This window comes from Tardiphaga sp. 172_B4_N1_3, assembly GCF_052076035.1.
GTDB classification, from domain to species: Bacteria; Pseudomonadota; Alphaproteobacteria; order Rhizobiales; family Xanthobacteraceae; genus Tardiphaga; species Tardiphaga robiniae.
Map to the genome: position 1 here is coordinate 2793336 of NZ_CP197238.1, position 25681 is coordinate 2819016.

A 25681-nucleotide genomic window follows, 5' to 3' on the forward strand; every position below is an offset into this window, starting at 1 on the left:
TCACGCAGCGCGCTCCAGATGCTCGACAAGACCAGCAAACAGACCGCGGCCGTCGGTGCAGCCCATGATGTCTTCGACGTGATTTTCCGGATGCGGCATCATGCCGAGCACGTTGCCCTTCTCGCTGACGATGCCGGCAATCGATGCGGCGGCGCCATTGATATTGTGCAGATCGCCAACCTCGCCCGTCGGCGAGCAATAGCGATAGAGCACGCGGCCATCGCCTTCGAGGCGCTTCAGCGTTTCGGCATCGGCTGTGTAGTTGCCCTCGCCGTGGGCGATCGGCACGCGGATCACCTGACCGGCATTGTAGCCACGGGTAAACGCCGTGTCGGACCGTTCGACGCGCAGATGCACGTCGTGGCACAGGAATTTCAGTTTGGCATTGCGCATCAGGATGCCCGGCAGCAGGCCGGACTCGCACAGGATCTGGAAGCCGTTGCAGACGCCCATCACGAGGCCGCCGTCAGCCGCGAACGCCCGCACCGCATCCATCACCGGCGAGCGCGCCGCAATAGCGCCGCAGCGCAGATAGTCACCATAGGAGAAGCCGCCGGGGACGACGACGAGATCGGTGCCCTTGGGCAGCGCGGTCTCGGCGTGCCAGACCATCGTGGACTCCTGCCCCGATGCCAGCTTGAGCGCCCGCGCCATGTCGCGTTCGCGGTTGATTCCGGGGAAGACGAGAACGGCGGATTTCATAGCGATAACCTGGCTCAGAGCACTTCGACGCGATAGTTTTCGATCACCGTATTCGCCAGCAGCTTGTCGGCTGCGGCTTTCAGCGCTTCCTCGGCTTTCGCCTTGTCGGCGCCATTCAGTTCGATGTCGAACACCTTGCCCTGCCGCACAGAGGCAATGCCATCGACGCCGAGCGATTTCAGCGCGCCTTCGATGGCCTTGCCCTGCGGGTCAAGGATGCCGTTCTTCAGGGTAACAGTTACGCGGGCTTTCACGTCTTGATCCTCAGCTCTTGACCAGTACCGGGCCGGTGCCCATCGGGCGTTCGTTTTCGGAGAGAATGCCGAGACGCTTGGCGACCTCGGTATAGGCCTCCAGCACGCCGCCGAGATCCCTGCGGAAACGATCCTTGTCCAGCTTCTCGTTCGACTTGATATCCCACAGCCGGCATGAGTCGGGCGAGATCTCGTCGGCGACGATGATGCGCATCATGTCGTTTTCGAACAGGCGACCGCATTCCATCTTGAAATCGACGAGGCGGATGCCGATGCCCAGGAAGAGACCCGTGAGGAAGTCGTTGACGCGGATGGCAAGCGCCATGATGTCATCGATTTCCTGCGGGGTGGCCCAGCCGAAGGCCGTGATGTGCTCTTCCGAGACCATCGGGTCGTTGAGCTGGTCGTTCTTGTAATAAAACTCGATGATCGAGCGCGGCAGCTGGGTGCCTTCCTCGATGCCGAGGCGCTGCGACAGCGAGCCCGCCGCCACGTTACGCACCACCACTTCCAGCGGCACGATCTCGACTTCGCGAATCAGCTGCTCGCGCATGTTGAGTCGGCGGATGAAATGGGTCGGCACGCCGATGTCGTTCAGATGCTGGAACAGGTATTCCGAAATCCGGTTGTTGAGGACGCCCTTGCCCTCGATCACCTGGTGTTTCTTGGCATTGAACGCGGTCGCGTCGTCCTTGAAGTGCTGAATCAGGGTACCGGGCTCCGGGCCTTCATACAGGACCTTGCCCTTGCCTTCATAAATGCGACGTCGACGGCTCATGGGGATGTACCGGGTGTTGTTGAAATCCATGGATGTGGTGTGCTCCGAATAACGGGATCGACCCACGACGGAGCTGCCGTGAAGGCCAGGAACGGGAAGAAACAGAACGAGAACCGGGCCTAGCGGCAACCTACCCGATCGGCCCTGCCAGTACAATCGACCCGGCTCGCCCAGTGGGGGTTTACCCCAACCTCGCGCAAGCCTGGTCCGATAAGCCTCGCCCGATACCGTCTTGCCTGCGACCTTGCGGCCGATTGTTCCAACGGTATCTCGACCTTATTTAAGCTCCGAACCGGCGTTTACAACGTCGTCCTGACCGCCCAACAACCCCGACGGGAACTTTAACCATGTCATCATTCGACAAGCGCGGCGAAGCCTTCGAGAACAAGTATGCGCTCGACGAAAGCCAGAAGTTCAAGGCCGAGGCCCGCCGCAACAAGCTGCTGGGCCTGTGGGTCGCCGAACAGCTCGGCAAGTCCGGCGACGAGGCCGCCGCCTATGCCAAGGAAGTCGTCGCAGCCGATTTCGAGGAAGCCGGCGACGGCGACGTGGTGCGCAAGGTGCTCGCCGATCTGACCGCCAAGGGCATCGCGATCACCGAGCCGCAGCTCCGCGTGAAGATGGATCAGCTGACCGCTGAGGCCGTCGCGCAGGTGAAGGCGGGAACCTAATCTCCACAGCTTCGAGTTGCAACGAAACGTCTCGCCGCAACTCGCGACGCTTCATAGAGAGCCGCGCATCGTATGATGGCGCGGCTCTTGTCTTTTGAAACGTTCCAGGCTCGCAGAGCCTGACTCAAGATTCCGAATTGCGATGTGCAAATTCTGAAACGGAGTCACAGCGTGCCGATGGCGGCTCACACGCGCGTGCTACAAATTGCTCAAAATGCACGTCGATTGTTCAATCATGTCGCGGCTCACCTTGCGACTGCATCACCGAAGACACACAGGCTCGCCAATCTCGTCGCTTTAGAGCGATTCAACCTCCCATTCGAAGTTTTCATTCAAAGCTACTGCTAGATCGCCTGCGCATGTTTCTCAAACGCGAAGGCGACACAACGTGACGACGGACAACCATTGCAATCTCAACAGCAACGCACGCAGCATCTTCAAGTTGCGCCGCGCGTATTGGTTGATCGGCGCGACGTTCCTGTTGGGTGATCTCTCCACCGATATGTCGGTCGCCAACGCACAATCGAGCACGGCACTGCCGCCGGTCACCGTCGAATCGCCGACACAGGCGCGCCGGCCCGCACGTGCTGCGAGCGCCACGCCGAGCCGGGCGCGAACTGTCGCCGCACGCCGCAATGCCACGCCCCCGCCCGCCCCGCCGACACCGACCGAGCGCGCGATCGCCGCAGCCGCCGCAAAATACGAACAGATCCTCGGCTATCGCGCGATGCCGAATGCGACGACGCTGCGCGGCGCCACGTCGGCACTCAATACATCGCAGACTGTCAACGTCGTGCCGGAGCAGGTGATCAAGGATCAGAGGCCGCGCAATCTGGACGACGCGCTGGTCAATATATCAGGCATTACCCAGACCAATACGCTCGCCGGCACCCAGGATGCCGTGATGCGCCGCGGCTTCGGCGACAACCGCGACGGCTCGATCATGCGCAACGGCATGCCGCTGGTGCAGGGCCGCGCACTCACCGCCGCCGTCGAAAGCGTCGAGGTCCTGAAGGGACCGGCCTCGCTGCTCTACGGCATCATCGATCCAGGCGGCATCGTCAACACCATCAGCAAGCGGCCTGAACTCTACCAGCACGGCGAAGTGACGCTGGAAGGCGCGACCTACGGCTCGCGCAGCGGCGGCAATGCAACGATCGATATCACCGGCCCGATTGGCAAGGACGGCCTCGCCTATCGCTTCATCGGCTATGGCATCAACGAGGATTACTGGCGCAATTTTGGCACCCGCAAGGAGACGCTCTACGCACCGTCGCTTGCCTGGTATGGTGAGAACACCACGGTGCAGTTCAATTACGAGCACCGCGATTTTTACTCGCCATTCGACCGCGGCACGGCGCTCGATACCCGCACAATGAAGCCGCTGGCGATCCCGGCGACTCGCCGCATCGATGAGCCCTTCAATAGCATGTGGGGAACCTCCGACCTCACCCAGATTTCGGTCGATCACAAGATCAACGAAAACTGGAAGATCTATGCGGGCTACAGCTACAACGTCGAGACCTACAACGCCGCGCAGCTCCGCAACACGGCCGTCAATCCGGTCACCGGCGTCGCGACGCGCAGCAATGATGGCACCTACGGCGCACTGACGAACGCCAGCTATGGAACAGCCTACGTCTCCGGTAGCTTCTGGCTCGGCGGCCTGAAGAACGATGTACTGTTCGGCGGCGATGCGCAGCATCGCGTGATCTACCGTAAGGATCTGGAGAGGCAAGCAGTCGGGACGTTCAACGTCTACAATCCAGTTTATGGCACGATGCTGCCCGGTACGACCATCGTGGCCGCGGATAGCGATCAGACTGACAAGCTCGATACCCAGGGCCTATTCTTCCAGGATACGCTGCACCTGACCAACCAGTTCTCGATTGTCGGCGGCGTGCGCTACATCGACTACGCGCAGATCGCTGGCAAAGGCCGGCCGTTCGATACCAACACCAACCTCAGCGGCAACAAGGTGCTGCCGCTCGGCGGCGTGATCTACAAGATCACCGACGAACTCTCGACCTATGTCAGCTATACCCAGTCGCTGAAGCCGACCTCGACCATCGCCAACTTCTCTTCCACGAATCCGGACTACGTCATTACGGGGGGCGTGCAGCCCGAAGAAGGCACGCAGTGGGAAACTGGCCTGAAATATGATAATAAGCGCATCTCCGGCACGCTCGCTTTCTACGATATCGAAAAGAAGAACGTCCTCGTCGCGCAGCTCAACAGCACCACCAATGTCACCGAAGCAACGGCGGCGGGCAAGGTCCGCTCGCGCGGTATCGAGCTCGATGTCACCGGTCGGCTGTCCGACAACTGGAGCATGATCGGCAGCTATGGCTACACCGATGCACGCGTTACCGAAGACCCGGTCTATTTCGGTAAGCAGTTGCAGAATGTCGCGATGAACACCGCGTCGCTGTACTTGGTCTACGACTTCGGAACGCTGCTGCCCGGCCGCCTGCGGGTCGGCGCCGGCGCGCATTATGCCGGCGACCGCCCGGGCGATGCGCTCAACACCTTCGTGCTGCCGTCCTACACCGTCGCCGATACGTTCGCGACCTACGAAACAAAGTATCAGAATCTGCCGGTGATCTATCAGTTCAACGTCAAGAACCTGTTCAACCAGGTCTACTATCCCTCGGCAGTAAGCGCTCCCAACATTGCGGTCGGCGATGCACGCCGATTCTCGCTGGCAGCGACGGTGAAGTTCTAAGGCAACAGAATGCGACCATCGCGACGACGCAACGTTCGAGCACTGCCGCTGGCTCTGACGCTTGCGTCGTCGCTCCTCCTTTTCGGCATGGCCACAAGCCACGCCGAAGAGATCAATCTCTATTCGACGCGCGAACCGCAGCTGATCGAGCCGGTCATCGCATCCTTCACGGCGGCGACCGGGATCACGGTCAGGCTCACTTACATCGAGGACAATCTCGTCACGCGCATGAAGGCCGAGGGCGCCGCCTCCCCTGCCGACGTGCTGATGACCATCGGCCTCGACAAGACCTCGCAATTCGCGGCGAATGATCTGTCGCAACCGACCACCTCTCCCCTGCTCGACAGAGCGATCCCGCCGCAGCTGCGCGGCAGGGAATGGATCAGCCTGTCGGTGCGTCCGCGCGTGGTCGTCGTACGCAATGACTCACCACAGGGCGCGATCCGCTATGAGGATCTCGCCGATCCCCGCTTTCGCGGCCAGCTCTGCATCCGTTCGCCCTTGCATCAGAACAATGTCGCACTGATATCGGCCTATCTCGTGCATCACGGCGCGGACGCCACCGAGGCCTGGCTGCGCGGCATCAAGGCCAATCTCGCGCATGCGCCGGAAGGCAAGGACAACGACGTCATTCGTCAGCTTGCGGAAGGTCGCTGCAGTATCGGCATCGCCAATACCGTGGCGCTGGCACAATTGCGCGACGGCCGCGAAGGCGCGGACTGGACCGCCTGGGCGAATAAAGTGAAGACGGTGCCGACGACATTCGCGACATCAGGCACGCATGTGAACGTCACCGGCGCAGCGCTGGCGAAACACGCGCCGCATCGCGCGGCCGCGGTGAAGTTCCTGGAATTTCTGGTGACACCGGCCGCGCAGAAACTCTATGCCGCGGCCGAGCTGGAATATCCGGTCACGGCAGGTGCCGAGAGCGCGCCGCTGGTGGCGGCGATGAGGACGTTTCCGAGCGATACGCTTGATATCGATGCGATCGCTGCCAGCCAGAAGGCGGCGATTGCGCTGATCAGGAAGGTTGGGTTTGAGAAGTAGGCGCGCCAGGCGCCCTCTTTTACCCTCCCCCTTGCGGGGAGGGTGGCCGGCCCAATTCTTTTTTATTGGGCCGGTCGGGTGGGGGTGCCACAAACTCCGCCCTAGTGTGGGGCTCCCCCCACCCCGGCTCACTTCGTTCGCCGACCCTCCCCGCCTAGCGAAGCTTCGCTTCGCGCGGGGGGAGGGTAAGAAAGATCACCGCCAGCCCATGCCCGGCGCGACGTGTTTCAGGATCGCCTCGATCACATGAGCGTTGTAGTCGACGCCCAGCTGGTTCGGCACCGTCAGCAACAACGTGTCGGCCTCGGCAATCGCCTCGTCGCCCTTCAGCTGCTTGATCAGTGCGTCCGGCTCCGCTGCAAAGCTGCGGCCGAAGATGGCGCGCTCGGTGCCGTGCAGGTAGCCGACCTTGTCCTCGCCCTCGTTGCCCCGGCCGAAATAGGCGCGGTCGCGGTCGTCCACCAGCGCGAAGATGCTGCGACTGACCGAGACGCGCGGGTCACGCGTGTGCCCTGCCGCCTTCCAGGCATCACGATAGAGCCGGATCTGCTGGGCCTGCTGCACATGAAACGGCTTGCCGCTTTCGTCGATCTTCAGCGTCGATGACTGCAGGTTCATGCCCTGCTTGGCCGCCCATTCCGCCGTCGCATTGGTGGAGGCGCCCCACCAGATGCGCTCGCGCAATCCTTCGCTATGCGGCTCGAGCCGCAGCAGGCCCGGCGGGTTCGGAAACATCGGATTGGGATTGGGCTGCGCAAAGCCCTTGCCTTGAAGGACGTCGAGAAACACCTCGGTATGCCGCCGCGCCATGTCGGCGTCGGTTTGGCCGTCCGGGGGCGCGTAGCCGAAATAGCGATAGCCGTCGATCACCTGCTCCGGCGAACCGCGGGATATGCCGAGCTGCAGCCGCCCGCTTGCGATGAGATCGGCGCTGCCGGCGTCCTCCGCCATATAGAGCGGGTTCTCGTAGCGCATGTCGATCACGGCCGTGCCGATCTCGATCTTCTTGGTGCGCGCGCCGACCGCGGCCAGCAGCGGAAAAGGCGCGGCGAGCTGGCGCGCGAAATGATGCACCCGGAAATAGGCGCCATCGGCGCCGAGTTCCTCGGCAGCAACGGCGAGATCGATGGATTGCAACAGCGCATCGCCCGCCGAGCGGGTCTGCGACGAGGCCGACGGGGTCCAGTGGCCGAAGGAGAGAAAGCCGATGTTCTTCATGGGACGGATACTCGGGGTGGGTTTGCTGACCACCTATTTAGGCCTGAATGGGAGCAAGAAAAGGGAAACGATGGAAACGCATCGTTTCCGATGAGGCGACCATGTTGGACTGCAGATCCGTGTCCACTTTCGCGCACCCCGGCACCACGTCACACAGCCCCCTCGCCCGCACCCCTTAAGCGTGCATCTTGTCACAAATCTTCTATAGGTTGACCAAAATACGGCGTTGGGCGAGCATCAGCGTCACATCGAAAAACGGGGGGACAGGGCCATGCGCGTCACGACGTCTGCCGGAGCTTTCGAAGCGAGCGCGATCGCGGGCACGCGCGCCATCATGATCGCCCTCAATTGCGACGAGGCAGCGTGCAAGGGGCTGCTGGGATTTGCATTCCAGCGCGCCAGGGGCGCCGGCAGACCGGAATTCCTGCGATCGCTGAAAGTGTTCGAAGAGGTCGAGCCAGAGCCCGACACCGAGCACGGAGAGTATTTCACCGACAAGTTTCCGATCCAGAGTTTCCTCTGGAGTGACTACACCGCGGAACCCGGCACGACCTATCACTTCGAGGTCATCCCCGTATTTGGCGACCCGACCGCGCCTGAACTGCGCGACGCCGAGAAGCTCGCCTTCACCGTCACGACGGAGAAGGAGGACGACGGTCAACACGGCATCTGGTTCAACCGCGGCGCCATCGCCAGCCAGGCCTATGCGCGCAAGTTCAAGAACCACAAACCGACCGAAGCGGAGATGGACAATCCGAAGGACGAGCACACGGTCTGGCTCTCGCGCGGCCTGCTGGAGGCCTGCCTGGACTATATCGACACGACGAAGAAGAGCGAGGCGCTGCGCGCCTGCATCTACGAATTCACCTACGCGCCCATCATCGAGGCGTTGAAGGCAAAGATCGACGACGGCTTCGACGTCCGGCTGATCGTGCATGACGACAAGAAGGGCAAGAACCGCAAGGCGATGAAGGCCGCCGGCCTCGACGTCAAGGCGAAGCATAACGGCGAGCCGGTCGTGATCTGGCGCACGCGGCCGCCGATCCCGCACAACAAGTTCATCATCAAGCTCGACGGCGACGCGCCGCAAGAGGTGTGGACCGGCTCGACCAACATCACGCCGTCCGGTTTCCTCGGCCAGTCGAATGTCGGCCACCTCGTCCATGACAGCGACGTCGCCGAACAATACCTGAAATACTGGACGATCCTGAGCGACAACCCGACCGGCAAGCCGGCGAAGGAAGGCGTCGCGGAGATTTCGCCCTACCCGCCCGCCCTCGTGAAGGAGGGATCGCAGACCTGCATCTTCTCGCCGCGCCAGACGGCGTCGATGCTGAACTGGTATGCCGACCGGATGAGCGACGCCACCTCGTCGATCATGTTCACGGCCGCCTTCAACGTCGCCGCCGATTTCATCGAGCCGCTGGCGCGCGACCGCGACTTCCTGCGCTTCGTGCTCAAGGAAAAGCCGCCCACCGCCGACGAGCGCAAGGCACTCAAGGGCGACCGCGACCTGCAGATTTCCTTTGGCGCCGTGCTGGGCGCCGAGTTCAAGGTGGTCGACGGCAAGCTGGTCGCCAAGCGCAAGGTGAAGGAATTTCCGCTCGACCGCTGGTTTCTGAAGGAAGAGCTCACCCGTGACGAAGGCAATATCTTCTTCGTTCACACGAAATATCTGCTCATCGATCCCCTGAGCGACGATCCCCTGATCTGCACCGGCTCGGCGAATTTCTCGGAGGGATCGCTGACCACCAACGACGAAAACATGATCCTGATCCGCGGCTCGACCCGCGTGGCCGACATCTACATGACCGAGTTCGACCGGCTGTTTCGGCATTTCTATTTCCGCGATGTCGCCAATGACGTGGCCAGCAAGCGCAAGAAAGGCGAGAAGCCGGAAAAAGTGTTCCTCGATCCGGACGACAGCTGGACCGCGAGCTACTTCAAGCCCGATGGTTTCAAGTCGCGGCGGCGCGAGATGTTCTTCACGATCCCGGCGTCCAACTGGACCGTCAATGCCGCAACCCATAGCGATGACGAACCGGTGCGTCCGCCGAAGAAGAAAAAGGCAGCGAAGGCTGTAGCGAAGAAGGCCAAGACGAAGACAGCCAAGAAGAAAACAACGAAGAAGACGGCAAAGGCAGCGTCAGCCAAGAAGGCAAAGACCGTCAAATCCAAGAAGGTCGCGAAGGCAAAGGTCAAAAAAGCAAAGACCAAGACGGCCAAGGCGAAGAAAGCCAAGACCAGCAAAGCCAAGACCAAAAAGTCAAAGGCCAAGTCGAAACGCTGAGCGGGGCAACACGCCGGGGCCCCGCGCCCGGCGCTAGCTCAGCACGCCTGTGCCGTCGCGCGGCGCGCCGCCGCGGGTGGCGGCGGCCTTGATGCCCCAGTCCGCCATGAATTTCGGCCGCGGTCTGTCCTGCAGCATCAGCGCGCCGCCGACCAGTGCGCGTGTCGGGATCGCGTCGCGGTCGATGGCGCCTTCGAGGGTCATGGCGAGGTCGCGCGCGAAGACGCGGTTGCCGATGTGCCAGGAATGGGTGAAGTCGCCGAAGAACGTGCTCTTCTTCGGATCGAGCGTGGCGAAATAGTCCCCGCAATTGACATTGGTGGCTTTCGAATGCGCATCCGCCGGCAGGCCGACGCGGCCCGCGCGCGGCGCGACGCCGAGCCGCTTGGCATTGGAGGCCGCCAGCACGCTGTCATAGGGGTTTGAATAGTTGGTCAGCCGCAGGATGCGCTTGAACATCGGCCCCGACCAGGAATCGTTCACCGAGAGGCTCGACGACGCCACGTCGCCGGCGATGAAGGCGACCTGGCTGACGCGCCAGTTGCTCTTGAACAGCGCGCCGTCCTTCTCCGCCTGCACGAAGGCTTCCATGGCCACATAGGCGCCGGTGGAATGGCCGAGCAGATGGACATTGGTGACGCAGTCCTTCTCCTGTCCCTGCGCCAGCACGGTGATGCAATCGCTCACCAGCTTCACCGCCACTTCGGCGCCCTTGGAGCGATCCTGCCAATAGGCCAGCGTCTCGTTGTCGCTCGGCCAGTCGAAGCCGATGACGAGGCCCTTCCAGCCCTCGGCCTTGAGATCCTTCGCGAGCTGACGCTGGCGCTTCATGATGATGTCGAGATCGTTGTTGTAGCCGTGGATGAAGACCAGGATGTCGCCGGCCACGCTGATCGAATTCTGGTTGGGATCGCCGTCGGCGATGTCGCGCACCTCCTTCACCCATTTGGCGAGATCGGTCTTGCTCGATGTCGCCATCGCCGGCGTCGGGATCGCCACATTGGTCGGCACCCGCAGATAGCGGATGGTGCCGACATTCTCGTTGAAGGCAGCGCCCGAGATGCCGCGCGCGGTGATCAGATAATCGACACCTGCCATGAAATCCCCCTGCCGTTCCCGCCGGGTTTCCTCCGCATCGCGCCGACCCCTCTTTGTGAGCCAGGCACGATCGACGTGTGCCAGCCTATCGCGCAATCACAGGTGCAGCCAAGTGACCGGATGCGCGCCTCCCACGATATCGGCCGCGACGGATGGCGATGCATCGGACGCCGCACGCCCGGCTTGCGCAATCCTGTTTATAGGTATATATTCTTTAACATGACCCATCCCTTCTTCGGCCCCATCATCCGCCTTCGCGTGACGCCCGATGAGCCCGAGGCGCCGGATGCCTTTGTGGGCGGCCCACGGGTGCGCGGCTCAAAGCGCCCGCATGGGGATGCCAAATGCGCGCAGGTGCGCCGCCTGATCGAGACGACGGTGCTGACCTATGGCGAGATCGCGAAGCAAACCGGCGTCGGCCGCGCCTCGATCTGCCGCTGGACGCGCGACGGCGGCTGGCAGCGCCCGCTGTTCGCGCCGCGCGCCACCGACACGGTGCCCTCCGCCCGCGCCTCGCAGAAGCTCAAGCTGCGCAAACTTGCCGAGCGGCTCCACGCGCTGGCGGAGCGCGCCGTGCGCGCGCTGGAAGCGCAGCCCGATGTCGACATCGACCGCCTGATGCAGGCGCTGCAGGTGCTGAAGATGGCGCGGCTGGAGGCCATGGGCCGCCGGCGCCCGCGTCGCCACATCGACATGCCCGCGCGCACCGGCCGCGAGATGATGGAGCGCGACGCTGCGATCCGCACCGCGCTGAAGGAGATGCGCCGCGGCGGCGTCGATGTGACACAGATCCCGGACGACGCGATGGCGCTGCTGGAAGCGGCGCATACGCCGCCGGAGCGGGATCACCCGGCGCTGCGGCCAAGGGGAAGCAGGCGATATTAGCGCGCCATCATGCGCGTGGCTCCGTCATGCCACCACTCTCTCCACGTCATCCCCGGGCTTGACCCGGGGATCCATCTTTGCGCCGAGCGCAGAAAGCAACGTGGATGGCCGGGTCATCTAGCGAAGCTCGCTTCGCGCCGCCCGGCCATGACGCGGAGAGGACGGAGCCCCTCACACCTCCACCGGCAAATAGAAATCGATCACCGCCCCCTTCTTCGTCGGCGCAAACTCGCTGTCATAGCGCTCGAAATCCGGCCGGTCGGCGACCGTGAGCCTTGATGCCGGCACCAGCTCGCCCCAGATGGTCGCCATCGCGCGCTTGATCTGCGGATGCACCGCCCCGCCGTTCAGCACGATGCGAAACACCGCATAACGCGAAGCCGCGATGCGCTTCGCCGCAAAGCCCAAAGGCAGCGCCGCGTCATCATTGACGCCGACGCCGGCCATGTAATCGAAACTGCCTTCGGCGCGGTCGACATTCCAGACCACGCCATAGGTGGTCCAGCTCGGCGCCTGCCCCTTGAACGGCAAAGCGCCCATCAGCTTCGACCACAGTTGCGGAATCTCGGCCTTGTTCGCCTCATCGAACCGCGCCGAAGGACCTGCGACGATGAAGGCGTCCAGCGCCACCAGATCGGGCAAGCGGGTGACAGCGACGGCGACGTCATCGGGCATGGTCATCGGATATTGTCCTTCGATGGGAGTGACACTGAAGCCGCGCCGAAACCGCCCGGGCGCGACGCCGAACATGCGGGCAAAGGCGCGGGTAAACGCCTCCTGCGAGTCGAAGCCGCACTCGAATGCGAGATCGACCAGGCGCAGATCGGGATCGGCCACCAGCCGCTGCGCCGCGCGGACCAGCCTGCGCCCGCGCACATGCGCCATCACGCCCCGCCCCATCCACGCCGAGAACAGCCGCGAGAAATGATAGGGCGACAGCTTGGCGTGCGCGGCGATCGTCTCGACGCTCAAGGGATCGTCGAGATGCTGCTCGATCCAGGCAAGGATAGCGACGAGATCAGGGGTGCGATGCGGGACAGGCTGGTTCATGCGGCGGGTATCGCATGGGCGAATGGGGGTGTCTTGATCGGTCTTGCTGTGAGAGCTGTGGATCGGACAAGAGAAAGTTTGGCCCCGACCGATGCGGAACGTCTCACAACTGTTATCTACGCGCGCCGGGCGCACGAGTAGAAGATTTAAGAATTACTTCCGATAGAAAGTGCCCACGGACCCAATCGAATATATACTCCCGAAAGTGTCGATTATTTAGTTGACGATCCCCGAAAGATACAAACTCAATAAGAGTTCGAACCAGCTCTTCATGCGACCGATTCTTGATTACCTCAGAAAGGAGCTGCCCGACGATCGCAAGCCGCGCGGTATAGGGAAGACGCTCATCTACCCACATTGCTGCAATAACGCCCAGAGCAACGCTAACGTGAGACGGCAAATCAGCGGAAGCCCCGCCCAAGCGAGAGGCCAAACTCAGAAAATCCCTTGGCAGACTGATATCAATATGGCCGCTAACCGCTCCTACTAAGAGTGCCGCATCCACTGATACAAAGGTAAAGCGCGCATCAATCATAGCAACAATGGCCTTGCGATACTCGCTTTCACTAAGAGCACCGTTGTTCTTTGCCTTCATTAGGACCGGCTGCAGCCAAGTAGATGGCACGGCAAACTCTGCCTGGCCTAGTGCTCGTAGCCCTAAGTCTTCCGAGACGAGCAACAAGCCTCTCCCCTGAGCTGCGCGGAGTTCGTCACTGAACCCACTGCCAAATCGTTGCATAAGCTGCCTAAACTCCGCACTTGGATCGCGAGTACCGTCTGCCGGAACAATAACGGCGTTGTCTCGGATCCAATCAGCATCTGCCTTCAGAGCGGTTAATGCCTCGCGTTTTTGTTCGACTGAAGTCTCCGTTCTATAAATCTTTCCATCGTTCCACGAGAGAGAAAGATCGCTTTCTGCGATCCTATCGTTAAGTTCAAAGATCTTGCGCTGATACCGGCGAACCGTACGATCTACGAGACCGATCGGCCCGCAAACGGATCGCACCGCTTCCAATAGACCTAACCGGCGCGCAATATGAAAGCTAACCGGGTCGAGAACGCAGCCTTTCGCTGCATTGATATTAATTGCCGCCATCGCGGCACCGCGTTCGGAATGCAATCCTTGGCAAACGCGAATATTATTGCCGGTAGAACTAAGACCTAACATCAATTCGACAGCATCCGTTCCGACGGAACGAGCGGCCAACGCAAGCGGAAGAACATCACGCTCATACAGATCTACTACCGTCTGCACAGCCTCGTGTCTGGCTTGCAAGCGCGCCGAAATTTCACTCATGCCACTTTCGGCCGACGGATCAACAGAGACTCTTTCAAGACCTTCCGCCTCGGGGAAGGTGTTCTGAAAACTCTCTAGCACCTCGTGAAGAGAGTGCAGCTCCTTTGGCTTGATCCATTTGATCTTCGTAGAGGCGCCATCGGGGAGTAACACTTCGTCGTCAACGCTCTTTCCGATGACAGCAGAAACAAGCTTGTGGCTAAGCGGAATGTACTGATTGGTCGGGCGAAGATCCGGGTCGGTTTCAAGCACAAAGACATGCAGTTTGCGATCTTCCCCCTCTAGCGCAACTGCCAGATTATCCGCCACAACCTTTGGCGATATGTCCAACTCAGCCGCATGACCGGGGCGAAGGAAGACCGCCACGTATCCCATGCTTACATGTGGGTCACTCGGGTGCTTTACTAGAATTGCATATGCTAGTGAGTAGGCTTCGCGCCAATCGCCAAATTGCTCCTTGAATTGGGCGAGCTTCATGAAATCGGACGGACTACCGTCGAACTCGGTGGCAGGTTTAGCTACCTCAGTCCGCAACGCTTCTAGCTTTTCCTGCCTGAACAAGGTTTGCATGAGTTGCAGCTGCATCTTTAGATTTCGAGGACGGTCGCGGAGATAGCCTCGGATTTCTCGCTCCGCGGCTACAATGTCCCCCGTCTGGAATGCAAGAGCGATACGTGCGCTTCTATAAAATGGAACAACGCGCAACTCCGCAGGGAGGTTTGCCAAAATATCACGAAGGGTACTGCGGCGATCGCTGTTCGCTGCAGCCGCAACAAACGACCGCAAGCTCATAGAGTCGTAAGCGGTCGATATTTTTCCAGCGAGAACGCCAACGACGTCATCGAACCGGCCCGCGTCCTCCAGCGCTTCGCATATGAGGAACCGAGTTGGAAAGTCTGCGTCATCCCCGAGCTTCGTCAAAGCTCGATCAAGTTCGCGCTCGGCGTTCGGCTCGCCCGCAGCCCGCTTGATCCGGTAAGCGATTAGCGGACCGTACGGATCGAGGGGGAGCACGGCCTGAATACGCTCGGCCTCCGCCAATGCTTCGTCGAACTTTCGTTCGCGAACCAGACTTTCCGCAAATACCTGCGCTGCAGGGATTGCATCGCGCCCCGCATAGCTCTCTCGATCCGAGAGCAATTCGCGGCTCCTCGCCGGTTCTTTTTCAACATAGAGTTCGGCGCGAATGATCCTTGATTGTGGGGAATCAGAGAGCCGTTCTGCAAATTTCAGAGCCGCCGTAGTCTCCTTTGGACGCGCAAATAACGACAAGCGGAGCTTAACTGCCTCCTCGGCGCACAATCCTGCCTCGAAACCCGAATCTAGCATCGCACGAGCTTTCTCGCCCTCGCGCAGCAGCTTCCATAACAGGGCACCGTTGTGAGCGATGGACACTTCGGGCGGTGACTCTAGCTTGAGCGATTTCTCCCAAATTTCAGAAAGCGCATTAGCTGCGCCAAGCAATTCGACCTGACTTGGGATTTCGGCATGCGCTGCTCCAAGCAAGCTACGATCCGATATCAACGCACGTTCAAGAACAGAATCAGCCACCAACGCTCCGAAGCGATCGTCGTTCGGATGCTCCACCGACGCTTTGGCAGCCATGTTTCGCCATTCCGGATTACCCGCATCGCGCATCGCCACAATGCGGAACGCCAAGACATTTGGATCATCGCGGACTGACGCGTGCAACGTCGGCCAGACTTGCTCCACCGTTTCATCAGAAGCTCTAGCTTGCAGCCGCTGCAAGCTCAGATCGGCATTCGTTGGCGCTGCCTCCAATGCGCTTACTGCTAGATCGTGCGCCTCTCCAGCGTGACCTTGAATAAGCAAGGCAGCAATTTTGTTCGCGGCGGCAGCAGGCTCCTCGGGGGCGTAGCTGTAAGCCTCAATAAAATAGTTCGCTGCGGTTTCATATTTTTCTAGTCGATGAAGTGCAGCACCAATATTGCCAAGAATCCTGAACTTTATTTTCTGAGAGGCGCCGTTGAAAGCTGCCTCCTTCAGCTTTTCCAATAACTCCAGCGCAGTGTTAGGTCGGCCATTCCGAAGATAGTCGCGATAGATATTAATCTGCTCATGAAGATGCTTATCAAGCGCATCACCCCCGACGTACGTGTCAGCTGCAATTTTAGTATTCGATGTTGCGGGCAGAGGAGATTGCCCCTGCTCCGCAGATCTTATCATTTCTGGAACGTGACGCCGAAGCTCCTTCAGAATCGCTTTTTGGCCGTCAATGATTTCCGCTTGGCCTCTCAATAGCTCGTCGGTGAAAGGCGTAGCATCCGGATGGAAGGTGCGAAGCGCGTCCGGATAGCGCCCAATTTCATTTTCTAGCTGTTGCCATCCCCAAACCGCTATGGACAGGTCGCGGCCCGAAGAACGCACCGTTTGTTCCAGATTGCGCGCGACTTCTTGGATTTTTGCATCTGTTTGCGCGGTCGTTACAAGGATGAACTCCTTTAGCTGGGGCCTGAAACCTTGGGTCTTTCGAACTTCTTCCTCAAGCTCCGCTTTCGTAACTTCTCCGCCAAAATTCGAATCTTTACCTTTGCACTGCACTCCGACGGCGGGCCCGCCCCCGCCACCGCGGTTGCCGTAGACATCCACGCCATGCTGGGGTTGGCCGATACGACCGTTGTTTTGGGTATTTGGGTCACTTAGGATAGCTTGAAAGAGCACGCGGATTCCGCGTTCGAAGGCCTGCCAATCCTTAGGGATTGGAATTGAGGTCGAAGTAAAATCGGACATCTATTCGCCGGTAACGTGGAATGATGAGAGCCGTCAGCTAGCATCATGCCTTGTCGTTTCAACGAACAGAGAGGCGGCCAGCGATTCCCACGCTGAGGTTAGTTAGGTTAAGTGGATTTACGAGTACAATCTTGCGCTGTCCCACGTAACCTACACCGGCCCACCTGCAATCAACGTCAGATGGCACAATTTACGGCCCGGCTAGCCGCCCCAAAATCTTATTAATACGCTGTATTTAAACAATTATTCCTTCCACTCAAAAGTCGTTGGCGAAACGTTACCATCTTTTTTTACACCGCAGCTTGATTGCCGAATATCAAACTGACGAATCACACATACTCCTCAGATGTCGGTCCGATTAAGGAGCAATCCAATGAATTGGCTTCGAGACACGTCGGAAGACCGAAAGTGGATTCATGAAGAGCTTGAGGCCGTTAAATGGCACCGCAAGTTCGGAACTCGGTTCTTTATGAACGGCGAAGACAATACGGATAGTTGGATTGCAGCGCAGCTAAATCGAATTCGCAACCTCCTGCTGATCACTCGTGCGAGAGAGCGCGATTGAAGTGCGCACCGCGTTTGAGGCGCGGCGCGCAGAATGTGATCTCACCCCTCCTTGAACCCATATTCCGGCACATTGCCCGTCGCGCCGTAATACTTGTAGGGCAGGAACTTGCCGGACATCGTGATCTGCACGCGGTCGCCCTTGGGATTGGCGATGCGCTGCATCACCATGTCGAAATCGATCGCCGACATGATGCCGTCGCCGAATTCCTCCTCGATCAGCGCCTTCCAGGCCGGGCCGTTCACCATCACCATCTCGTAGAAGCGATAGATCAGCGGATCCTGCGGCGGCATCTGCACGTTTTCGGCGCGCATCGGGATCTCGTTGAGCATCGCGGTCTCGCTCTTCGAGAGGCCGAACAGCTCGCCGGCATTGGCCGCCTGCGGCTTGGTCAGCTTCATGTTGCCGAGAATGGCGCCGACGATCAGCACTTCGGAATAGCCGCCGATCTGCTCGCAGATATATTTCCAGGTCCATTCCTTCTCGCGCTTGATGTCGAGCAGCTTTTCGGTGAGGTCGGATCGCAGCATGATGGTTCTCCTTCGGTCGTGAGGCTTCGGTTGACGCGGCTAGCGCGTCGCGCTGTGAAGAGACGGCATCGTTGGCGCCTCGGGGAATGCGGGCCGCACCACCGGCACATGGCGTGGGTCGTGGTGCGGCGTGGTGGCGGTGAAGGTCTTGCTGCGCGTCACCAGGAAATCGATGATGTGGTTGCGCAGCGCGTAATAATGCGGGTGCTTGTGCAGATCGATGCGCGAGCGATCGCGCGGCAGCGGATTCTCGACGATCTCCGCCAGCACGGCGCCGGGGCCGTTGGTCATCAGGAAAATCTTGTCGGCGAGATACATCGCCTCGTCGACGTCATGGGTGATCATGAAGGTGGTCTGGCCGGTCTCCAGCGTGACGCGCCGCACCTCGTCCTGCAGCGTGCCGCGCGTGAGCGCGTCGAGCGCCGAGAACGGCTCGTCCATCAGCATGATCTTCGGCGTGATCGACAGCGCGCGCGCAATGCCGACGCGCTGCTTCATGCCGCCGGATAGTTCCGACGGCCGCTTGTGCTCGCTGCCCGTGAGGCCGACCTTGTCGATATAGGTCTGCGCATGGGCGCGGACTTTTGTTTTGTCCCACTTGCGCCATTTCGACGACACCGCATAGGCGATGTTGCCCATGACCGTCAGCCACGGCAGCAGCGCGTGGCTCTGGAAGATCACCGCGCGGTCGAGGCTGGTGCCGGAGATCGCCTGGCCGTCGACGATCACGGTCCCTTCGGAGGGCTCATCGAGCCCGGCGAGGATGTTCAGCACCGTGGTCTTGCCGCAGCCGGAATGGCCGATGATGCAGCCGAATTCGCCAGATGGCATCGACAGCCAGAGATCCTCGAAGATCGTGGTGCTGCCGTTGCCTGATGACGCCGGATAGCGCTTGGCGATGCCCTCGATGGAGATGAATTTGGTGGTCATCGCATTCACTCCGGAAACGTGACCATGCGGGTGAAGCGTGCCAATATCTGATCCAGCAACATGCCGACGATCCCGATCAGCAGGATCGCAATAATCACATTTGTGATCGATAAATTATTCCATTCGTTCCAGACGAAGTAACCGATGCCCGTTCCGCCGACCAACATCTCGGCGGCGACGATGACCAGCCACGCGATGCCGATGGAAATACGCATGCCGGTGAGGATGGTCGGTGCGGCCGCAGGAAGAATGACGGTGAAGGCGCGGCGGAAGGTGCCGACTTCCAGCGTGCGCGCGACATTGATCCACTCCTTGCGCACGGCGGCGACGCCGAAGGCGGTGTTGAGCAGCATCGGCCAGACCGAGCAAATGAAGATCACGAAGATCGCCGACAGGCTGGAATCCTTGATGGTGTAGAGCGCCAGCGGCATCCAGGCGAGCGGCGAGATCGGCTTCAGCACCTGGATGAACGGATCGAGCGCCTTGTTCATCAGCGGCGACATGCCGATCAGGAAGCCGAGCGGAATGGCGACGATGACCGCGATGAGATAGCCGAGCCCGACGCGGCCGATCGAATAAGCGAGCTGGATGCCGAGACCCTTGTCGTTCGGCCCGTTGTCATAGAACGGCCGCTTCAGGTGCTCCCAAAGTTTGGCGCCGACATCGAGCGGACCGGGCATCGCGGATTTGCCTGAGGTCGCCGTGAGCCCCATCAGCTTGGCGTATTCCGGCGACATGGTGCCGACCGTTGCTGTCTGCCGCGTGGCGAGGTGCCACACGCCGATGAAGGCGAGGAAGATCGCGATGGAGACGACGGCAGCGCGGAAGCGAAGGGAGAAGGTCATGTGTGGTCTCCACCCTCCCCTAGAGGGGGAGGGTCGGCTGCGAAGCAGCCGGGGTGGGGTGACAGCGGCGCGGCCCTCACCCCCTCCCGACGATACTTCGTATCGTCGACCTCCCCCCTCAAGGGGGAGGTGAAGAATCCAGCGCGCGCCATTGTTTACGTCGCCTTCCTGATCTTAAAACTCGCCAGATACTCCTTCGGCTTCTCCGGATCGAAGGTCTTGCCCATCACCGCGAACGACTTGTAGCTCGTCGCTGGCGGGGTCAGGCCCATCTCCTTCATCACCTTGGCGGTGTCGGTGGCGAGGTAGATCTGTTCGGCGACGCCCTTGTAGTCGACATCGCCCTTGATCTGACCCCAGCGCTGCATCTGGGTCATCATCCACACCGCGAAGGACTGCCACGGGAACGGATCGAAATCGACGCGCTTCGCATCTGTCTTGATGCCGCCGAGGCCGTCGGCATAGGTGCCGGTCAGCACCTGCTCCAACACCACCGGCGGCGCGTTGAGATAGGCCGCGGGCGCGATCGCCTCGGCGATCGACTTGCGATTCTCCGCCTTCGACGCATAGGCGGTGGCGTCGACGATGGCACGGGTCAGCGCGGCGAATGAGTTCGGCGACGTGGTGATGAACTCCTTCGAGGCCGCAAAGCTGCAGCACGGGTGCCCATCCCAGATTTCCTTGGACAGGATATGCATGAAGCCGACGCCGTCATAGATCGCGCGCTGGCAGATATTGTCGGGCGCCAGGAAGCCATCGATATTGTCGGCGCGCAGGTTCGCGACCATTTCAGGCGGCGGCACCGAGCGCAGCTGCACGTCGGTATCGGGATCGATGCCGTGTTCGGCGAGATAGTAGCGCAAGAGATAATTGTGCATCGAATAGTCGAACGGGATGGCGAGCTTGAAGCCTTTCCAGTCCTTCGGGTCGCGCTTGTCCTTGTGTTTCATGGCCAGCGTGATGCCCTGGCCGTTGATGTTCTCGATCGCCGGCACGGTGTAGGGGATCGGCTGCGAGCCGAGGCCCAGCGAGATCGCGATCGGCATCGGCGCCAGCATATGGGCGGCGTCGTATTCCTTGTTGATGGTCTTGTCGCGAATGACGGCCCAGCCGGCGGTCTTCACCACTTCCACATTGAGCCCCTGCTTCTTATAGAAGCCGAGCGGATCGGCCATGATGATCGGCGTCGCGCAGGTGATCGGGATGAAGCCGACCTTGAGATCGGTCTTTTCCAGTTTGCCGGCGCCCTGCGCGAACACCTCGGTCGCCGTCTTGATCGGAAAGAACTGCGACAGCGCCGCCAGTGCACTGGACGCACCGACCGACTTCAGGAATGCGCGGCGTGCGACGTCTTTCGGGAACACCGCGCGCATCACCGCCGAGGCGACGACGCCCTCGTAGCGTTTGTCCTCGGTCTCGGGAATGTCGCAGCGAAGCTGCAGCGTGGCTTCATGCTCGGACTGGCTGGCGTGCTGGCCGCAGCTGCAGGCGCCGGCGCGCAAACGGCGGGCGGGATCGAACGGATTGTCGAATGTGGACATGTGACCTCCTCGGTGACGCTCCGGTCATTTACGCAAGGAGTGTGCCAGCCCGGCGCGCGCCGGAATGTCCAATCGCCGCAGGCATTTCGGCCCATTCTTGGCGACTACGAAAATTCGTGCTACACGAAAATTCGTAGTCTGATTACGATTTTTCGGAGTTTCGCCGATGGATTTGGCAACCGCCCAGCCACCCGATTTGCGGACCATCGCCTTCGATTATTCGGTCGAGCCGACGCTGCTGCTCGATCCCCATGCCGACCAGATCATCGACGCCAATCCGGCGGCCTGCACCCTGCTCGGCTATGACCGCGCGCTGCTGCGCCAGATCAAGATCAGCGCGCTGCATGCGGGCCAGTTGCCGGCGCTGATCGTGTTCACGCAGGCGGTGCTGGCCAAGGGCTCCTACTGGACCAACACGCTGACGCCGCGCCACGCCACCGGCGAAGCGTTGCAGCTCGAATATGCGGGATCGCTGGTGCCGCAGGGCGAGCGCACCTTGCTGCTGCTCACCATGAGCGATCTCGAGCAGCGCCGCCGCCGTCATGTCGACGCCGCTGCCGAGGATCACATGCGCGGCGGCATTGCCGCGTGGCAGCGGGTCGAGCGCGTGTTTCAGGACATCGAGCGCGAGAACCAGCTGATCCTGCGCGCCGCGGGCGAAGGCATTTACGGCGTCAATGCCGATGGCAAGACCACCTTCGTCAATCCCGCTGCCGAGCGCATGCTGGGCTGGACCGCCGATGAACTCGTCGGCCGTGAAATCCACCCGATCGTGCATCACAGCCATCACGACGGCAGCCACTATCCGGATCACGACTGCCCGATCTATGCCGCGTTTCGCGACGGCGCCGTGCACAATGTCGACAATGAGGTGTTCTGGCGCAAGGACGGCTCGCCGGTCTGGGTCGAATATACATCCACGCCGATCCGCGACCGCCACATGGTGGTTGGCGCGGTGATCGTGTTTCGCGATGTCAGCCAGCGCCGCGAGGCCGATGAAAAACTCCATGCCGCGCTGGCCGAAGTCGATCGGCTGCGCGAACGCCTCGAACTCGAAAACGCCTATCTGCAGGAGGAAATCCGCATCGAGACCAATCCGCGCGGCATCATCGGCCAGAGCGAGGCGATCCAGAAGACGCTGCGGCAGGTCAAGCTGGTCGCGCCGACCACCGCCGCGGTGATGATCACCGGCGAGTCCGGCACCGGCAAGGAACTGATCGCGCGCGCGATCCACGAAGCCTCCGGCCGCCGCGACCGTCCGCTGATCCGCGTCAATTGCGCGGCAATCCCGCGCGAATTGTTCGAGAGCGAATTCTTCGGCCATGTCCGCGGCGCCTTCACCGGCGCGGTGCGTGATCGCATCGGACGGTTCGAGCTCGCCGATGGCGGCACGCTGTTTCTCGACGAGGTCGGCGAGATCCCGCTGGAGCTGCAGGGCAAGCTGCTGCGCGTATTGCAGGAAGGCAATTTCGAACGCGTCGGCGAGGAGCGCACCCGCTCCGTCGATGTCCGCGTCATCGCCGCCACCAACCGCAATTTGAAACAGGAAGTGGCGCGCGGACGGTTTCGCGAGGACCTGTATTTCCGGCTCAACGTGTTTCCCGTGGAGTCGGTGCCGCTGCGCGACCGCCGCGAGGACATTCCCCTGCTGGCGCAGCACTTCCTGCTCAGCGAGAAACTGAAATCCGATCTGCGCCTGTCCGAGGGCGATGCGCGGCGGCTGTCGCGCTACGACTGGCCCGGCAATGTCCGCGAATTGCAGAACGTCATCGAGCGCGCAGTGATCCTGGCGCAGAACGGCCGCTTGCGGATCGACCTGCCCGACGCGCCCGGCCCGCACCATGCCGCAGGCGCCCATCGCGTGAAGTCCGACGCCCGGCCGGCGGTGATGACCTCAGCCGAACTGCGCGATCACGAACGCAGCAACATCCTCGCAGCGCTTGCCGCGACATCAGGAAAAGTGTTCGGCCCCGGCGGCGCGGCCGAGCTGCTCGACATCAAGCCGACCACGCTGGCCTCGCGGATGAAGGTGCTGGGGATCGAAGGTGCGCGCGGGCGGGCTGGTTAGTAGAGCTCTGCGTTTCCACAAACTGTCATTCCGGGGCGGCACCGACGCCGCAGGCGGCGGGACCGAACCCGGAATCTCGACATGGGAGTCTCCGTAGAGCCAAACACACCGGAATTCCCCGCCACTCCAATTGGAGTGGCTGAGGTTCGCGCGCAAAAGACGCCCCCACGCCCCGGAATGACGACATTCCCGCAAATAACCTACTCAACTCTCCACGCTCCGCCGCACAGCCAGTTGAGTGCCGCAGCAAGTCAGGTAGTATACTACTTTTCGTTTTCGCTGGGGCATACCGTGAATTTCAGCCAACAGAACGACATCAGCCCGAACAGGTCGAACAATCATCTACTGCATTCCCGGGTATGGCGGGCGTGGGTGCTCTTCGTGCAAATCATGATCGCAAGCGCGTCCATGCAGCCTGCCCGCGCAGCCGATGCACAGCCGACCCTTGTTGTGTCAGCCTGCCATGGCATGCCGTCTCCGACGCCTTTTGACCAGGATTCGAAACTCGGTGCCGAAGCGGAAAAAAGAAGGGAATTCACCAGAACGATCGCTAGCCATATGTACGGCGAGAATTATGCGCGTGCATTGGAGCTGCTGGACAATGCTATCAAGCTCAATCCGAACGACGCTGCCTTATACCTCACGCGAGGCACTGCTCACTATGCGCACAATGAGCTCACTCGAGCCCTGGAAGACTTCCAGCATGCGACTGCGCTGCATCCTGATTCCTGGATTGCCTATACAGCTCGGGGAGAGATGCACGCCCGACTGTCGGAATATCCCAGTGCGATCGCCGATCTCGATAAAGCTATTCAGCTCCTGCCTCGCAACGCTCGTGCGCTCACGTACCGGGGCGTAGCCTATCTCGGCAAGCAGCAATATCACCGCGCCCTTGAGGATTTCAACGAGGCGGAAAAACTCGATCCACGGTGCTTTGCCGTATTATTCAATCGGGCTGCGGCCTATGAAGCCTTGGGCCACCAAGACCGCGCGGTGGCAGACTATGATCGGGTGATCGAACTCAATCCAAAACCGGCAGGTGCCTTCAGTTTTGCTGTGCGCGCAACCGCCTATGGCAAAAAAGGCCAGTACGAACGCGCCCTGCAGGACCTCAGTCAGGCGCGTAAGCTTAATCCGAAAAATGCCATTTGGTCGAATAACATTTGCTTCTACCAAGCCGTCGTCGGCGATCTCGATAACGCCCTGAAAAACTGCAACGAGTCACTGCGTCTCGGGCCGGGCAATCCGCGTATGCTCGACAGCCGCGGTTTCACCTATCTGAAAATGGGGTCGCTCGACGCAGCAATCTCCGACTATGATGCCGCGCTGCGCAAGGAGCCAAAATTGGCACCGTCCCTATACGGCCGCGGCGTCGCTAAACGACGTAAGGGCGACGTTACGGGCAGCGAGGCCGATCTGGCGTCAGCGCTGGCCATCAAGCCAAGTGTAGCTGACGAAATGGCGAAAAATGGCGTGAAATGATCCGCGTGCCGATCAGTCGTCCGCAGCCCGAGCGGAGCTTTTGCGTCCCGGAATGACACCAAAGCCCAGCCGCACCCGTCCGGCACCCAGCCACGCCTCGCTTGCGCTCTTCTGCAATGGGTATATATTCCACTCTCGATTGGCCGCGGTCTAAAGGGAGTCAGCATGCGCTATCCTGCCTATCCTCTGTTTCCCTCCAACATCCGCGTCATCGACTCCTCCGCGGATACGGTGGCGCGCGTTCGGGTCGATGCCGATCCCGGACCGCCGCCGGTTCCGGGCGGCCGCCCGAAGGGATGCAAGAAGCTGCACACCAATGCCACCGTTGCCGCGGCGCGCCGCCTGATCGAGGAGACGACGCTGACCTACAAGCAGATCGCGGCGAGGACCGGCGCGACCCACAGCACCGTCGGGCGCTGGGCCCGCGAGGGCGGCTGGCAGCGTCACCCGTTTGCGCCTGTGGCCAGCGATACGTTGCGGGGCGCCCGCGCCGGCCGCCGGCTGAAGCTGCGCGTGCTGCGAGAGAAGCTGCAGGCGCTGGCCGAGCGCTGTGTCACCGAGCTGTGGAACAGCCCCACGGTCGATCTCGACCGGCTGATCCAGGCCATGCAGGTGGTGAAGATGGCGCGGCTGGAAGCCATGGGCAACCGCCGCCCGCGCCGCCGCCCCGATGCGCCGGCGCGCACCGGCCAGGACTGGATCGACCGCGACACCGCGATCCGCAAAGCGCTGAAGGAAATGCGCCGCGGCGGCGTCAATATCGACCGCATCCCCGATGAAGCGATGGCCTTGCTGGAGGACGCGCATACGCCGCTGGAGCGGGACCATGCGGCGCTGCGGTCGAGGGGGCCGAGAAGGAGGCGGTAGGCACCGGAGAGCGGTAAACGACTCCGGCGAGTTGATATGCGTCAAAGGATAGATACTTGCGACACACAATTACCGCGAGTATCCACT

General features: G+C 61.0%; 19 protein-coding genes. 8 read left to right on the top strand and 11 right to left on the bottom strand.

The window, feature by feature from the left end; translation table 11 throughout:
- From purQ to purC, 3 genes are read right to left on the bottom strand one after another with little or no spacing between them, the layout of a single operon-like run.
- The gene (gene purQ / locus AB7783_RS13360) at positions 1 to 702 is read right to left on the bottom strand and encodes a phosphoribosylformylglycinamidine synthase subunit PurQ (protein WP_309948809.1); all 702 of its coding nucleotides are present in this window, start codon (positions 700 to 702) and stop codon (positions 1 to 3) included.
- Between the two features lie 14 nt (positions 703 to 716).
- On the bottom strand, positions 717 to 956 hold the full coding sequence (purS, locus tag AB7783_RS13365; RefSeq protein ID WP_089265033.1) for a phosphoribosylformylglycinamidine synthase subunit PurS: 240 nt from the start codon (positions 954 to 956) through the stop codon (positions 717 to 719).
- 10 nt (positions 957 to 966) lie between these two features.
- Entirely contained in the window at positions 967 to 1734 is a 768-nt protein-coding gene (purC, locus tag AB7783_RS13370) for a phosphoribosylaminoimidazolesuccinocarboxamide synthase (protein ID WP_170849540.1), read from the bottom strand.
- Between the two features lie 347 nt (positions 1735 to 2081).
- Here purC and AB7783_RS13375 point away from each other — a divergent pair, with 347 nt between their 5' ends.
- The 3 genes from AB7783_RS13375 to AB7783_RS13385 all read left to right on the top strand — a co-directional run bounded on the left by AB7783_RS13375 (position 2082) and on the right by AB7783_RS13385 (position 6177).
- Complete coding sequence (locus AB7783_RS13375) at positions 2082 to 2405, top strand: DUF1476 domain-containing protein (protein WP_093756490.1); 324 nt, start codon at positions 2082 to 2084, stop codon at positions 2403 to 2405.
- A gap of 502 nt (positions 2406 to 2907) precedes the next feature.
- Positions 2908 to 5130, top strand: a complete 2223-nt coding sequence (locus AB7783_RS13380) for a TonB-dependent siderophore receptor (protein WP_441279695.1) — start codon at positions 2908 to 2910, stop codon at positions 5128 to 5130.
- A gap of 87 nt (positions 5131 to 5217) precedes the next feature.
- Positions 5218 to 6177, top strand: coding sequence for an extracellular solute-binding protein (locus AB7783_RS13385; protein ID WP_441277888.1), 960 nt, complete (start codon positions 5218 to 5220; stop codon positions 6175 to 6177).
- Between the two features lie 195 nt (positions 6178 to 6372).
- On the opposite strand, the gene AB7783_RS13390 is transcribed toward AB7783_RS13385, so the two are convergent.
- The gene (locus AB7783_RS13390; protein ID WP_441277889.1) at positions 6373 to 7395 is read right to left on the bottom strand and encodes an LLM class flavin-dependent oxidoreductase; all 1023 of its coding nucleotides are present in this window, start codon (positions 7393 to 7395) and stop codon (positions 6373 to 6375) included.
- Between the two features lie 271 nt (positions 7396 to 7666).
- Here AB7783_RS13390 and AB7783_RS13395 point away from each other — a divergent pair, with 271 nt between their 5' ends.
- Positions 7667 to 9685: a phospholipase D-like domain-containing protein gene (locus AB7783_RS13395; RefSeq protein WP_441277890.1), complete on the top strand. Its 2019-nt coding sequence runs from the start codon at positions 7667 to 7669 to the stop codon at positions 9683 to 9685.
- Positions 9686 to 9718: 33 nt separating this feature from the next.
- Here AB7783_RS13395 and AB7783_RS13400 read toward each other — a convergent pair whose 3' ends face one another.
- Complete coding sequence (locus tag AB7783_RS13400; protein WP_441277891.1) at positions 9719 to 10783, bottom strand: alpha/beta fold hydrolase; 1065 nt, start codon at positions 10781 to 10783, stop codon at positions 9719 to 9721.
- A gap of 219 nt (positions 10784 to 11002) precedes the next feature.
- Here AB7783_RS13400 and AB7783_RS13405 point away from each other — a divergent pair, with 219 nt between their 5' ends.
- Entirely contained in the window at positions 11003 to 11668 is a 666-nt protein-coding gene (locus tag AB7783_RS13405; protein ID WP_441277892.1) for a hypothetical protein, read from the top strand.
- A gap of 171 nt (positions 11669 to 11839) precedes the next feature.
- Here AB7783_RS13405 and AB7783_RS13410 read toward each other — a convergent pair whose 3' ends face one another.
- The 6 genes from AB7783_RS13410 to AB7783_RS13435 form a co-directional block, all read right to left on the bottom strand.
- A complete protein-coding gene (locus AB7783_RS13410; RefSeq protein ID WP_441277893.1) occupies positions 11840 to 12718 on the bottom strand; it encodes a helix-turn-helix domain-containing protein in 879 nt (292 codons plus the stop codon).
- 112 nt (positions 12719 to 12830) lie between these two features.
- The gene (locus AB7783_RS13415; RefSeq protein ID WP_441277894.1) at positions 12831 to 16766 is read right to left on the bottom strand and encodes a tetratricopeptide repeat protein; all 3936 of its coding nucleotides are present in this window, start codon (positions 16764 to 16766) and stop codon (positions 12831 to 12833) included.
- 606 nt (positions 16767 to 17372) lie between these two features.
- Positions 17373 to 17861 carry a cyanase gene (gene cynS / locus AB7783_RS13420; RefSeq protein ID WP_092146678.1) on the bottom strand — a complete coding sequence of 163 codons (489 nt, stop codon included), beginning with the start codon at positions 17859 to 17861 and terminating at the stop codon, positions 17373 to 17375.
- Between the two features lie 39 nt (positions 17862 to 17900).
- Positions 17901 to 18791, bottom strand: a complete 891-nt coding sequence (locus AB7783_RS13425) for an ABC transporter ATP-binding protein (RefSeq protein WP_441277895.1) — start codon at positions 18789 to 18791, stop codon at positions 17901 to 17903.
- Positions 18792 to 18796: 5 nt separating this feature from the next.
- Positions 18797 to 19636, bottom strand: coding sequence for a nitrate ABC transporter permease (ntrB, locus tag AB7783_RS13430; protein WP_441277896.1), 840 nt, complete (start codon positions 19634 to 19636; stop codon positions 18797 to 18799).
- Between the two features lie 155 nt (positions 19637 to 19791).
- On the bottom strand, positions 19792 to 21177 hold the full coding sequence (locus AB7783_RS13435) for a CmpA/NrtA family ABC transporter substrate-binding protein (protein ID WP_441277897.1): 1386 nt from the start codon (positions 21175 to 21177) through the stop codon (positions 19792 to 19794).
- Between the two features lie 166 nt (positions 21178 to 21343).
- Here AB7783_RS13435 and AB7783_RS13440 point away from each other — a divergent pair, with 166 nt between their 5' ends.
- The 3 genes from AB7783_RS13440 (at position 21344) to AB7783_RS13450 (ending at position 25594) form a co-directional block, all read left to right on the top strand.
- On the top strand, positions 21344 to 23245 hold the full coding sequence (locus AB7783_RS13440) for a sigma 54-interacting transcriptional regulator (RefSeq protein ID WP_441277898.1): 1902 nt from the start codon (positions 21344 to 21346) through the stop codon (positions 23243 to 23245).
- Positions 23246 to 23536: 291 nt separating this feature from the next.
- The gene (locus AB7783_RS13445) at positions 23537 to 24727 is read left to right on the top strand and encodes a tetratricopeptide repeat protein (protein ID WP_441277899.1); all 1191 of its coding nucleotides are present in this window, start codon (positions 23537 to 23539) and stop codon (positions 24725 to 24727) included.
- Between the two features lie 165 nt (positions 24728 to 24892).
- Positions 24893 to 25594: a hypothetical protein gene (locus AB7783_RS13450; protein WP_441277900.1), complete on the top strand. Its 702-nt coding sequence runs from the start codon at positions 24893 to 24895 to the stop codon at positions 25592 to 25594.
- Positions 25595 to 25681 lie beyond the last annotated feature (87 nt).

What these genes read in the sequence shown, in the direction of transcription:
- purQ (WP_309948809.1), bottom strand. Translation starts at nt 702, where the DNA reads ATGAAATCCGCCGTTCTCGTCTTCCCCGGAATCAACCGCGAACGCGAC.
- purC (WP_170849540.1), bottom strand. Translation starts at nt 1,734, where the DNA reads ATGAGCCGTCGACGTCGCATTTATGAAGGCAAGGGCAAGGTCCTGTAT.
- AB7783_RS13375 (WP_093756490.1), top strand. Translation starts at nt 2,082, where the DNA reads ATGTCATCATTCGACAAGCGCGGCGAAGCCTTCGAGAACAAGTATGCG.
- AB7783_RS13380 (WP_441279695.1), top strand. Translation starts at nt 2,908, where the DNA reads ATGTCGGTCGCCAACGCACAATCGAGCACGGCACTGCCGCCGGTCACC.
- AB7783_RS13385 (WP_441277888.1), top strand. Translation starts at nt 5,218, where the DNA reads ATGGCCACAAGCCACGCCGAAGAGATCAATCTCTATTCGACGCGCGAA.
- AB7783_RS13390 (WP_441277889.1), bottom strand. Translation starts at nt 7,395, where the DNA reads ATGAAGAACATCGGCTTTCTCTCCTTCGGCCACTGGACCCCGTCGGCC.
- AB7783_RS13395 (WP_441277890.1), top strand. Translation starts at nt 7,667, where the DNA reads ATGCGCGTCACGACGTCTGCCGGAGCTTTCGAAGCGAGCGCGATCGCG.
- AB7783_RS13400 (WP_441277891.1), bottom strand. Translation starts at nt 10,783, where the DNA reads ATGGCAGGTGTCGATTATCTGATCACCGCGCGCGGCATCTCGGGCGCT.
- AB7783_RS13405 (WP_441277892.1), top strand. Translation starts at nt 11,003, where the DNA reads ATGACCCATCCCTTCTTCGGCCCCATCATCCGCCTTCGCGTGACGCCC.
- AB7783_RS13410 (WP_441277893.1), bottom strand. Translation starts at nt 12,718, where the DNA reads ATGAACCAGCCTGTCCCGCATCGCACCCCTGATCTCGTCGCTATCCTT.
- AB7783_RS13415 (WP_441277894.1), bottom strand. Translation starts at nt 16,766, where the DNA reads ATGTCCGATTTTACTTCGACCTCAATTCCAATCCCTAAGGATTGGCAG.
- cynS (WP_092146678.1), bottom strand. Translation starts at nt 17,861, where the DNA reads ATGCTGCGATCCGACCTCACCGAAAAGCTGCTCGACATCAAGCGCGAG.
- AB7783_RS13425 (WP_441277895.1), bottom strand. Translation starts at nt 18,791, where the DNA reads ATGACCACCAAATTCATCTCCATCGAGGGCATCGCCAAGCGCTATCCG.
- ntrB (WP_441277896.1), bottom strand. Translation starts at nt 19,636, where the DNA reads ATGACCTTCTCCCTTCGCTTCCGCGCTGCCGTCGTCTCCATCGCGATC.
- AB7783_RS13435 (WP_441277897.1), bottom strand. Translation starts at nt 21,177, where the DNA reads ATGTCCACATTCGACAATCCGTTCGATCCCGCCCGCCGTTTGCGCGCC.
- AB7783_RS13440 (WP_441277898.1), top strand. Translation starts at nt 21,344, where the DNA reads ATGGATTTGGCAACCGCCCAGCCACCCGATTTGCGGACCATCGCCTTC.
- AB7783_RS13450 (WP_441277900.1), top strand. Translation starts at nt 24,893, where the DNA reads ATGCGCTATCCTGCCTATCCTCTGTTTCCCTCCAACATCCGCGTCATC.